6 protein-coding genes are annotated in these 12,534 nt (G+C 55.5%); all 6 read left to right on the plus strand.

The features are described 5' to 3' along the window. Positions 1-68 precede the first annotated feature (68 nt). Positions 69-2,444: a hypothetical protein gene (locus tag D4A39_RS01965; RefSeq protein ID WP_119917400.1), complete on the plus strand. Its 2,376-nt coding sequence runs from the start codon at positions 69-71 to the stop codon at positions 2,442-2,444. A 105-nt stretch (positions 2,445-2,549) separates the two neighbouring features. Continuing rightward, entirely contained in the window at positions 2,550-5,180 is a 2,631-nt protein-coding gene (pepN, locus tag D4A39_RS01970; RefSeq protein ID WP_119917401.1) for an aminopeptidase N, read from the plus strand. Between the two features lie 231 nt (positions 5,181-5,411). Continuing rightward, the gene (locus D4A39_RS01975) at positions 5,412-7,385 is read left to right on the plus strand and encodes a DUF1302 domain-containing protein (RefSeq protein WP_022984548.1); all 1,974 of its coding nucleotides are present in this window, start codon (positions 5,412-5,414) and stop codon (positions 7,383-7,385) included. 45 nt (positions 7,386-7,430) lie between these two features. After that, positions 7,431-8,840, plus strand: coding sequence for a DUF1329 domain-containing protein (locus D4A39_RS01980; RefSeq protein ID WP_022984549.1), 1,410 nt, complete (start codon positions 7,431-7,433; stop codon positions 8,838-8,840). Positions 8,841-8,957: 117 nt separating this feature from the next. Next, positions 8,958-10,052, plus strand: a complete 1,095-nt coding sequence (locus D4A39_RS01985) for a WD40/YVTN/BNR-like repeat-containing protein (RefSeq protein WP_031226080.1) — start codon at positions 8,958-8,960, stop codon at positions 10,050-10,052. A gap of 12 nt (positions 10,053-10,064) precedes the next feature. Further along, entirely contained in the window at positions 10,065-12,446 is a 2,382-nt protein-coding gene (locus D4A39_RS01990) for an efflux RND transporter permease subunit (RefSeq protein ID WP_022984551.1), read from the plus strand. Positions 12,447-12,534 lie beyond the last annotated feature (88 nt).

A 12,534-nucleotide genomic window follows, 5' to 3' on the forward strand; every position in this document is an offset into this window, starting at 1 on the left:
GGAGTTTAGCCGCCTTTGCCGGCTTTTCGGCAGAAAATAATTAGATAACAATCGGTTTGGGAGAACCCATGCATATCTACAAGAAAGTACTGCCTGCGGCAGTCGCTATGGCTCTGGCCGCCTGTGGTGGCGGCAGTGATACAGTTCCTGATCAAAGCGAAGGCGCGACCTACCTGGGTACGCATCCCCGTTTTGATCCCATTACCTCTGATCTGCCTCTCAATACCGACCTGATTTTTGCAGCTGCGGCAACCAGCGACGGTACGGCCAATGTGGGTGTGCCCGAAAATGCGATTGAGGCAGCGGTGAACAAGCTGGACGGCTTCTCCGTTTCAGCCTATTTCGATATTGCGTTTGAGGGCAGCATTGACGCTGCCAGCCTGTGTACGCCTATCCAGGCTGCCATGGGTGCCGGTTGTGCGCCGAATATCTTCCTGGTGCCGCTGGATACCTCCGGTGGTGATGGGGATGCATTGAACCCGGACAATATCGTGGGAATCAACGCTTCTCTGATGGCCACTACAGCCTTTACTGCCAGCGTGGAATCGGTTGGCGGTGGCAGCAATAACACCTTGCGCATTACCCCGGTGGCCCCGCTTCAGGCCAAAACCAAGTATCTCGTATTTCTGACCGAAGGGTTGATGGATACTTCGGGTGATCAGGTTGGGGGTTCTGCCTCTTACCGCATCATGGGTGCCAATGAGCCTGCGCTGCCGGCCACTCTGGCGCCGGTTCGGGCTGCTGTGCAGGGCTGGGAGACCATTGCCGCAGGGGTGCTGATGGGTGCCGGTCTACACACCGATATGGATGAAGCAAAAGATTCGGTGGTGATTTCCTACACCTTTACCACGACCGACCCGCTGGCTCCGCTGGTGGCCATGGCTGCCCCGCGTGCTGCCATCTATCAATCACAAGTGGATGCAGGAGCGGACCCCAGTGCCGCCGCCGCCAACGCAGCAGCGCTTGAGCCTGTACTAAGTACCCCTAAAGCCCGGACTGTGGCGGTCAACGCGGCTACCGGTATCGATTTTGGTACCCTGACTCAAGGTGCCCTGGCGGCTGATGTGGGTACGCTTTATACCGGTGCGATTGATCTGCCTTATTACCAGAAGGCTCCGGCCTCTGCCGCTGACCTGAGCTACCTGCAGACTGACTGGAGTGCAGACCAGGTGCTGGGCTCCCAGCTGGGTAATGGCATTCCTCCGATGGATGTGGATGGCACCTACAATGTGACCTACCGCTATCCGTTTGCCGCGAAGACCGGCGATGAGACTGTCCCCCTGCAGGTAACGTTGCCGAACCCGGCGGCGACGCCTGCGGAGTTGGGTGGTGCGAGCTGTGCCCAAGTGCGTGATAACACCGGTTACCCCACGGTGATTTACGTGCATGGCATCACCAGCGACCGGACTTCTGTGATGGCGCTGGGTCATACACTTGCCTCCAAGTGTATTGCCACAGTGGCCATCGATTTGCCGGTTCATGGTGTACCAGCCAACAGTGCATTTGCTGCAGCCCTTAATGTAGAGAACAGCCAGCTGATTCCGTTCCAGACACTGTATGGTGATGGCTTGCATGAGCGTCACTTCAATGTGGCTCAGGATGCGAGCGGGAACCCGGCAGCAATGAACTTTGCCAACCCGACCGCTCTGGACGGTTCTGGTGCTTGGTTCATCAATCTGGCTGATCTGACAAATACCCGTGACAATCTTCGCCAATCAGTAATGGACTTGCTTAACCTGAACGCCAGCCTGGAAGCCATTAGTGCCCTGGACATTGATGGCAACGGTTCGTTGAATACTGACAATGTGACGGTTGTGGGTGTGTCACTGGGTTCCATTGTGGGTTCAGTGTTCAGCACGGTAAACCAGATCGCCATGAGCAATGACGCAAGTTTTGGCAGCAACCTGAACCCGGTGGTCGGTTTTGTGGGCTCTGCTGGCGGGTCTCAGCTGGCGCATCTGCTGAATACTTCGCCGACCTTTGGTCCGCGGATTCAGGCGGGTTTGGCGGCTAACGGTGTTGAATCCACCAGCGAGGACTACCAGCGATTCCTGTACGTTGCCCAGAGCACCATGGCGTCAGGTGATCCGGTGAATTTCGCAAGCACTCTTGATAGCCTGAACGTTCCGGTTCTATTGCAGCAAATCAATGGTGATACCGTCGTGCCGAACGGCGATCCTGCGCTACCTTTGATGGGAACCGAGGGGCTTGCTTCTCTGGCGGGTGCCAATCAGCTTGGCGCTGGAGCCGCGAATGTGACTTCCACGCCTGGCATCGTGAAGATGACAGCGGGTGGCCACGCTTCCCTCCTGACACCTTCTGGCGGTGCGCCGCAGGTAACCGCTGAACTTCAGGCCCAGGTGGTGAGCTTTGTGTTGTCCAATGGCGCCCAGGTTGCCGTTGGCAGTCAGGCTGCTGCAGATGTGGAGGCACCAGCTCCCTGAGTTTGCCTACTACTGACGTGTTCCAACAACACCTCGCCCCGGCGGGGTGTTGTTGTTTTGGGGACACGGTAAGATACCCGTCATATCCCCTCGCAGGAGTCTCTAATGGAAACAGCGCATTCTGCTGTGAAAACCACGCGTCTTGATGAGTATCGTTCGCCCGCGTACCGGGTTGATGAAGTGCGACTGGACGTCGACATTCATGATGGTGTGACAACCGTCAGCAGTGAGCTGGTGCTGCAGCGGCACGCGGATGCTGCGGGTGTCTCGAGTATGACCTTCAATGGCGAAGGGCTGTCATTACGATCGTTGGCGCTGGATGGCGTGGTCCTGAACGAGGCCAGCTACCGCTATGAGGCTGGCCTGCTCACCGTGGACGGCTTGCCTGAGCGTTGTACGCTGAGCTCGGTGGTAGATATCGAGCCGGAAAAAAATACCGCTTTGGAGGGGTTGTACCTGTCGAAGGGTATGTACTGCACGCAATGTGAGGCTGAAGGATTTCGCCACATTACCTTTTTTCCGGATCGCCCCGATGTGTTGTCCCGGTTCACCACCACCGTTCGGGCGGACAGGGCACGCTTCCCGCTGTTGCTTTCCAACGGTAATCCTGTCGCCAGTGGTGAAGACGGTGAACGACATTGGGTGACCTGGGAGGATCCGTTCCCGAAACCCTGTTATCTGTTTGCCTTGGTGGCAGGGGACCTGGCCTGTCTGGAAGATACCTTCAACACCATGTCTGGTCGTGAAGTCGCATTGCGCTTGTACGCCGAGCACCGTGACCTGGACAAGCTGGATCACGCCATGGAATCGCTGAAGCAGGCCATGCGCTGGGACGAGCAGACTTATGGTCGGGAATACGATCTGGATATCTACATGATCGTAGCGGTGAGTCATTTCAATATGGGAGCCATGGAGAACAAGGGGCTGAATATCTTTAATACCTCCTGTGTCCTGGCGCACCCGGCGACCACAACCGATGCGGGCTTTCAGCGGGTGGAATCGGTGGTTGCCCATGAATATTTCCACAATTGGTCCGGTAACCGGGTGACCTGCCGGGACTGGTTTCAGCTGAGCCTGAAAGAAGGGTTTACCGTATTCCGTGATCAGGAATTCTCGGCGGACATGAACTCTGCGGCGGTAAAGCGTGTCGAGGATGTGGATTTTCTGGTGAATCATCAATTTCCGGAAGACCAGGGGCCGATGGCTCATCCGGTGCGGCCTTCCGAGTATCAGAAAATTGATAACTTCTACACCCTGACGATTTATGAGAAAGGGGCCGAGATTGTGCGCATGCAGTACCACCTGCTTGGCGCAGAGGGGTTTCGCAAGGCCACGGATCTGTACTTCGAGCGCTTCGATGGTCAGGCGGTCACCTGTGACGATTTTGTCGCCTGCATGGAAGAAGTTTCAGGGCTGGACCTGAGCAAGTTCAAGCGCTGGTATAGCCAGGCAGGCACACCGGTCTTGTCGGTGACGGCGACGCAGGACGAGCATGGCTACAGCCTGAATTTCCGACAACAAACACCGCCGACTCCGGGGCAGGCAGAGAAATTGCCAGTGGTGATTCCGGTGAGAATAGCGCTGCTCGATCGTGACGGTGAGCCGGTCATACTGGATGAGCAGGGTCGCCGTGAAGTCGTGTTGATTGTGGACCAGCAGGAACAGGGTTTCGTCTTTCCCGGCGTCTCCGGGGTCACGCCTTCCTTGCTGCGAGGGTTTTCGGCTCCAGTGGTGCTGCAGCATGATTATCAGGACGGGCAGCTTGAGCACTTGTTAGCCCATGACAGTGATGGATATTGCCGATGGGCGGCCTCGCGGGAGCTCTACTTTGCGGCGCTGGATCGCTTGGTGAAGGGCGAGGGCGGCACTGCAAATGTTGCGCAAGCTGCCGAACAGGAGGCGAACCAGTTGGCGGCAGTGCTTGACCAGGTCATTGCGCGAGCCGGGGAAGATGCAGCCCAGGCTGCGCTGCTGTTGGCTCTGCCGTCAGAAGTGGCCCTGGGGGATCGTCATGTACCGCTGGATCCGGGGCGGGTGCATGTGGCGCACCGGTCCTTGAGGCGGGCGCTGGGTCATGCGCTTCAGTCGCAATGGCTGGAGCTGTCAGAATCATTGCTCGCTACCGAATTGCAAATGGATGGCGTTGCCATGGGGCGTCGCCAGCTACGCAATCTGGCGCTGGAGTATCTTGCGGCGGGCGATCACCCGGAAGCAGAGCGCATTGCGGTGGAGTTGTTTGAGCTGCCGCTGTGCATGTCGGAAGAACTGGGGGCGCTGCGCACCCTGGTGCACTATCAATTGCCCGGGGCTGCGCAGGCGCTGGCCCAGTTCGAAAAGCGCTGGAAAGACGAGGCGTTGGTGATGGATCAGTGGTTCTCGGTACAGGCCTCGGCAGGCGGGACAGATCAGGTGGAGCGGGTGCGCGGGCTGTTGCAGCATCCGGCGTTTGATTGGGCTACACCCAACCGGGTGCGATCTGTGGTGGGAGCCTTTGCCGGCAGTAATCCGGCGGCTTTCCATGCGGAGGATGGCAGTGGCTATCGACTGTTTGCCGAGATGTTGGCAAAGGTGGACGCCCTCAACCCACAGATTGCGGCCCGAATTGCCAATGCAGCAGCTCGCTTGCCGCGCTTGAAGGCTGAACTTCAGGGAAAACTGCGAGCCGAATTGGAGTCGGTAAAGAAGGGGGCTTCTGCCAATCTGTCGGAGGTGCTGGGTAGAGTGCTAAGCAATTGAAATGCTAAAGTTTGCCTATTGATGAATCTCCCGCTGTAGCCCGTGACTGGCTGGTCGTAAATCAGCTTTCAGGGGGGGATTCATTTTTAGCTGTGATGTGTAAGAATTATGCATTAGTGCGATGCTGAACCGTATCAGGAAGAATGATGGGACCTGGTGCGGGCATCATGGGAGAGTCAGCAGCGCGCAAGAACAATAAATAGCCGTATATGGCGACTCGGAGTAGCTAGAATGAATAATAATCCCCTGCGCAAGACCAGGCTTGCGCTGGCTGTGGCCAGTGTAACCGCACTCAGTGGTCTGACCTCACCCGTTTCAGCTGTTCAACTGGAATTTGACAATCCCGACTGGCAAGGCCGGCTTGATACCACCCTGTCTGTAGGGGCGCTGTTCCGTACTGAGGGACAGGACAGCATGCTTGCCGCGACTGGCGATGTAGTCGACATGACTGCTGCGGGTTACGGCAGCCAGATCAACAAAAACGATGCGAACAACAATTTTGACACTGGCCTTGCGTCGCTGGTGTACAAGATTACCCCGGAACTGGATCTGAGCTGGCAAGGCAAATATGGCATGTTCCTCAGGGGAACCGCTTTCTATGATCAGGAGATCATGGATGGTGGGCATGATGGCGGCATATTGAACCCGTCTTCTCCCTTTGTGCCCGGCAACGGTTTTACCCGTTATGCCACCTATTCCGACTATGCTAATAACGGTGTCGGAGATGATTTCACGAAGGATGCAGAACGTTACGCCGGTGAGCGTGCGCGTTTGCTGGATGCGTACGTCTGGGCCAACTTCGATCTGTTCGAGCGCCCCCTTAACGTGCGCCTTGGGCAACAGGTAATTAACTGGGGTGAGGCGCTGTTCATGCAGAATGGTGTTAACACTGCCAATTACTTTGATCTGAACGCTCTGCGGTTGCCAGGCTCAGAAATCAAGGAAGCCCTGCTGCCCCTCGATAGTCTCTACTTCTCTTACGGACTGACCTTCAACTCCACCATTGAAGCGTTTTATCAGTTTGAGTGGAAGAATTCTGAGGATGCTCCCTCTGGTACTTATTTCTCCACCCATGATGCCTTCCCGGGCAAGGGTGCTGATAACGTGATCATTGATGGTCGTGTGGTGGCTCTGGGGGCGGGAGTGCCCGGCCTGGAAAATGCCTTTGCCGCTTATACCAACGCTACCTATGGTCCGAATTATCAATACGAAGCTACACAGGTAACGGTTAACCGTATGCGGGATAAGGAAGCCAGCGACAGTGGCCAGTTTGGTCTGGCTTACCGCTACTTTGCTGAAAACCTCAACGGCACCGAGTTTGCCCTCTATTACACCCGTACCCACGCTCGTACCCCGGTTGTCGGGGCGCGTATCAATCAACTGAATACGGGCGGTCCTGCCAATATTGCCCAGACCATTGATACCACTGAGTATCAGATGGCCTATGTGGAAGATCAGGATATGATCGGGGGTAGTTTCAACACCAGTCTGGGGAATATCTCCCTGGCCGGTGAAATTGCCTATAGACCTAACCGAGCCATCATTAACGAGGTTGGTGATAACCTGATTCAATCCCTGGCGGCAGCGGCGGCCAACCCAGCTCCGACATTGGGCGATCTTACTCCTCATTGTGTTCGTGCTGAGTTAGGCGGTAGCTGTCTTGACAGCAATGAATCAGTGCAGGCGGGACAGCTTTACTACTTCTATGATGAGGTAGATAGCTACAACGGTTCTCTGGTCAGCATCTTCAATTTTGGGCCCGCCCTGAGAACAGATGGGTTGGTTGCGCTTCTGGAACTGGGCGTTGAGCATATCGACGGGCTGGAAACTTCTGACGTGCAATACAACTCCACAGCGGCAATCTTGAGCTCCGAAGCCGAAATCCTTAGCCCCGATGATCCAGACAAGTATTACCTTGATGATACTTCCTGGGGTTACCGTGCTGTCGTAAAAGCGGAATACAACAATATCTTTGCGGGTATCTCCATGAGCCCGAGTGTTCGTCTTGCACATGATGTTGACGGTAATTCCCCGATTGGCGGCAACTTTATGGAAGGTCGTAAAGCTGCCACATTGGGTCTGGATTTTGTGTACTTGAACAACCTGGAAGTGGCGTTGTCTGGCACCAGCTTCTGGGGTGCCAAATATTCCAACAAACTGGCCGACCGAAACAACGCTTCGGTTTCTGTTAAGTACTCTTTCTAATTTTTTGCGGGCCGCGGGTGCGGCCCGATTTCACGGAGAGCAATCATGTTGAAGAAATTGACCGCAATGGGCAGCGCTTTGGCGCTGTCACTGAGCGTAGCGGCCAATGTACAGGCGGCCGTTTCCGCATCAGAAGCTGGCAAGCTGGGTACCTCCAGCCTGACGCCCTTTGGGGCTCAGGTAAAAGGTAACGGCAAGGCAGTATCTACAGGCCTGGGTATCCCGGACTGGACCGGAGGGATTCAGCGTAAGGATATCCCCAAGGAATACACCAGCCCGGGCCAGCACCATCCTGACCCTTACAAAAGTGACAAGATTGCCCTGACAATCACTGCACAGAATGTTGGCCAGTACGCTGACAAAGTGCCTGATGGTGTCAAGGCAATGCTGAAAACTTACCCGGATACCTTCAAACTGAATGTGTATCCGAGTCACCGCTCCACTTCTGCCCCCCAGTGGGTTTATGACAACACCAAGAGTAATGCGAGCAAAGCCAAGTTGGGCGAAACCGGCGTGGATAATGCCTTTGGTGGTATTCCTTTCCCGATTTTGAGTGGCTCCAACGAAGACAAGGCGCTTCAGGCCATTTGGAACCATATCCTGCGGTGGCGGGGTCTGTATGTAGTGCGTCGGGCTTCTGAGGTTGCTGTTCAGCGCAGCGGTGCCTACTCCCTGATTACGTCTCAGCAGGAAGTGTATTTCCGCTATTACGACCCCAAGTACAATTTTGATAGCCTGGACAACATCATTTTCTATTACCTTTCCTTTACCAAGGCGCCTGCGCGCCTGGCGGGTGGTGCGGTACTGGTCCATGAAATGCTGGACCAGAAGAAAATGCCGCGTCAGGCCTGGGGTTACAATGCTGGTCAACGGCGGGTTCGTCGTGCGCCAAACCTGGCTTACGATACGCCGATCGCTGCTTCCGATGGCTTGCGCACGGCAGATGACACTGACATGTACAACGGGGCCCCGGATAAGTACAACTGGTCTCTGGTGCATGACAAGCCGGTTGAAATGTTTATCCCCTACAACAATTACAAGCTGGATAGCCCGGATGTTTCATACGAGACCCTGCTGCAGAAGGGGCACGTGAATCCTGATTACCAGCGTTGGGAGCTGCACCGTGTGTGGGTGGTAGAAGCCAATCTGAAAGATGGTGAACGCCACATTTACACCAAGCGTCGCTTCTACATTGATGAAGACTCCTGGCAAATTGCCGCCATCGACCAGTACGACCGTCGTGGTGAGTTGTGGCGCGTTAGCCTTGCCTTCATCAAGAACTACTACGAGGTGCCTACCCAGTGGACTGCTCTTGATGCATTCCACGACCTGCGTGCCCAGCGTTATCACGTACAGTTCCTCGATAACGAAGAAGCCTCGATTCTGGACTACAGCCAGCCTGTACCGGGTGACCGTTACTTCCACCCGGCAGCATTGCGCCGTCGTGGTCGCTAATCAGAAGAAAAGGCTGACAACGTAATGTCAGTATCCACAAAGCGGCCGGGACCCTGAAGGATCCCGGTCGTTTTGTACTCGGCCTCTTGTCAGAGGCCATCGGGAAGAGATGGGACAATGAAAAAAATACTTGTTATGGCAGCGGGTGCCTTGCTGTCTTCGCCTCTATTGGCGGCACCGTATATTGATAATGAGGCACCGTTGGTGGCGGCCAATGCGTACCTGGATCTCGCTGATGCCGGGGGCCGGGTTGTTGCCGTGGGTGATCGCGGCAAAATCCTTTTCTCCGATGATCAAGGCGGACACTGGAAGACAGCTGTCGCCCCTTCGGAAGTCCTGCTGACAGCAGTCTGCTTCGCTGATGCCCGTCATGGTTGGGCCGTTGGCCACGATGCCGTTGTGTTGGGCACGGATGATGGAGGGGAAACCTGGACACTTCAGTACAGTGATCCACTGGGTGGCGGAGAGTCCTCTGATGTTGAGGAAGAGCCGCTGGATGATCTGTCCATGGATGATATCTATGGTGATCCCTATGGTGACGACGATTATGGGGATGATCTTTATAGCGACGATCCCTACGAAGAAGCCTCGTCTGCCCCGGTCGATACCTCGGGTGCTCCTTTGCTGGATGTGCATTGTGAAAGCAAAGATAAAGCGGTTGCGGTGGGTGGCTATGGCTATTACCTGGAGACCTCTGACGGCGGTGACACCTGGAGCAAGCAGGCCGCTCGCATGAAGAACAGCGATGGCTGGCATCTATATGCCATGTCAGATGCGCCGAAGAGTGATGATCGTTACGTAGTGGGGGAGAAAGGGGTTATTTTTCGCTCCACAGACAAGGGTGCCAGTTGGACCCAGCTTGACAGCCCCTACGATGGAACGCTGTTTGGTGTGACAGCAATTTCAGACTACCAGGTTCTCGTTTACGGGTTGCAAGGCAATGTCTGGTTGTCTGCCAATCGAGGTGTTAGCTGGAAAAAAATCCCGACCAAGCTGACTCGTGGCGTTAATGACGGTGCGGTATTGGCTGATGGCAGCGTTGTGTTGGTGACCAATGCTGGAGGCATCCTTACCAGTCATGATGACGGCCAGTCATTCTCCCTGCGGTTCCTGCCGGACCGTGAATCCATCTCCGCAGTGCTGCCCCGTATCGGTGGCGGTGTCCTGATCGCCGGTCAAGGCGGTCTGCGTGTGATTGAAGACGTGAAATAAGGGAGCACAGCAATGTCAGGTCGAATTTCTCAATCTATCGCCGGCGCCTTGTTCAAGGTCCGTCCGGTTATATTGCTGCTCTTTATTGCCGCTACTGTCCTTCTGGGTATTCAGGCAAGCAAGATTCAGCTCAATACGGATATCAGCAAAATGGTCCCGCTGGACCACCCTTATATCCAGAATTATTTTGAACACAAGAATGACCTCAGCCTGGGTAATGACGTGCGGTTGATTGTCGCCGAAACCAAAGGTGACGATCTTTTCAATGAAGATTACATGGCCGCGCTAAAGGAAATCACCGATGAGGTGTTTGCCCTTGAAGGTGTGGATCCCAGCAAGATCAGTTCCCTGTGGACCAGCAATGTTCGTTGGAACGAGGTGACGGAGCAGGGGTTCCAGGGTGGGGAGGTGATTCCTGCCGGTTATGATGGGTCTGCCGATTCTCTGGAGCAACTTCGCACTAACGTGCTGCGCTCGGGGCAGGTCGGACGCCTGGTAGCGGATAACTTCCAGTCCAGTGTTGTTCATGCTCATCTGCTGGATGCGCTTGGGGATGGCGGTGTGGATATTCCTGAACTGTCAGCCAGCCTGGAAGAGATTCGTAGCACCTATCAGGAAAAGTACCCGAACGTACGTATTCATATCGTCGGTTTGGCCAAGAAAGCAGGGGATGTGATGGCCGCTGCTCAGGAAGTGGCCATGTTTTTCTTCCTGACTCTCGGTTTGATCGCCGTTCTGTTGTTGATCGACACTCGCTGTCTGCGAAGTGCTTTGACCGTAACACTTTGTTCTTTTGTGGCGGTGATCTGGCAGCTGGGCATTGTCAGCAGTCTGGGCTTTACCATTGACCCGTACTCGATGCTGGTGCCTTTCCTGGTCTTCGCCATTGCGGTGTCCCACGGTGTGCAGATCGTCAATACCCTGGCCAACTATGCCGCCTCCGGCATGTCGTCACTGGATGCGTCGCGTTCCACCTTCCAGGCGCTGTGTGTGCCGGGCATGGTGGCGCTGGTGTCGGATGCGATCGGTTTCCTGACCCTGTACATGATTGATATCGGGGTGATCCGTGAATTGGCCATGGCGGCCAGTATTGGCGTGGCGGTGATCATTATCACCAACCTGGTGATTGTGCCGATGTTCCTGTCCTACCTGGGCGTAAGTAATGCTTCGGTACGCAAGATTCAGGCAGGGGAGAAGAAAGATCATCCGCTGGCAGCCCTGTTCTCGCGCTTCACCCGTACACCGCTTGCAGCACTGTCCATTCTGGTTGCCGTTGTGGGTTATGCCGGTGGTATCTACCTGAGTCAGGATCTGAAAATCGGGGACCTGGACAAGGGCGCGCCTGAATTGTGGCCGGACCCCTGTGAGGAAATGGATTGCCCGCGCGGTTATGAGCCCAAGGATCGCTATCGTTATAACCATGACGTGAACTTCCTGGTGTCCAACTACTCGGTCAGTGCCGACGTGCTGGTGGTGATGGGCAAGACCCCGGTGGAGTCCTGTAACACTTATCAGGCGATGCAGGCGATTGATGACATGGCCTGGACACTGCAGAACGTGGAAGGGGTGCAGGATGTCACCACGATCTCCTCAGCCACCAAGATGATTGCCACCAACATGAACGAAGGTTCCATGAAGTGGGCAACCATCTCCCGTGACCAGTACGCCCTGAACAATGTCATGAGCTTCATGCCAGACAGCCTGTACAACCTGGATTGCTCGTTGACTCCGGTGTATGTGTTCCTGGATGACCACAAGGCGGAAACGCTGGATCGTGTGACCAAGGCGGTGGCTGATTTCGCCGAAACCCGTAACAACGCGGACGTGGTGGAGTTCAAGCTGGCTTCCGGTAATGCGGGTGTGGAAGCGGCCACCAACCAGACCATCGAAGCCAGCCAGTACCCGATGCTGGCGCTGGTCTATGCGGTCGTTTCGGTGCTGGTGCTGATTGCCTTCCGCTCCATTCGTGCGGTGATCTGTATTATCGTGCCGCTGGGGCTGACCTCCATTCTCTGTCAGGCACTGATGGCCCAGCTGGGTATTGGTGTAAAAGTGGCGACCTTGCCGGTCATCGCACTGGGTGTGGGGATCGGGGTGGACTACGGCATCTACATTTACAGCAAGCTTTCGGAATACCTGAAACAGGGTATGGATCTGGAAGACGCCTATAAGGAAACCCTCAAAACCACGGGTAAAGCGGTTGCCTTCACCGGTATTACCCTGGCAGTGGGTGTGATTTTCTGGGTGTTCAGCTCCATCAAGTTCCAGGCTGACATGGGGATCCTGCTGACCTTCATGTTCTTGTGGAACATGATCGGCGCCCTGTGGCTGCTGCCGGCGCTGGGCCGTTTCCTGCTCAAGCCGAATGCAGCGCGAGCCCGTCAACGCGGCTAACTGACGCGCTGGTTTCGTTAGTTGTTATTGGCCCGGCTATGCCGGGCCTTTTTTGTGGTCGACGCGTATTTGAGGGAATGGCTCACAA

The organism is Alcanivorax profundi (genome assembly GCF_003597125.1).
Taxonomy (GTDB): domain Bacteria; phylum Pseudomonadota; class Gammaproteobacteria; order Pseudomonadales; family Alcanivoracaceae; genus Alcanivorax; species Alcanivorax profundi.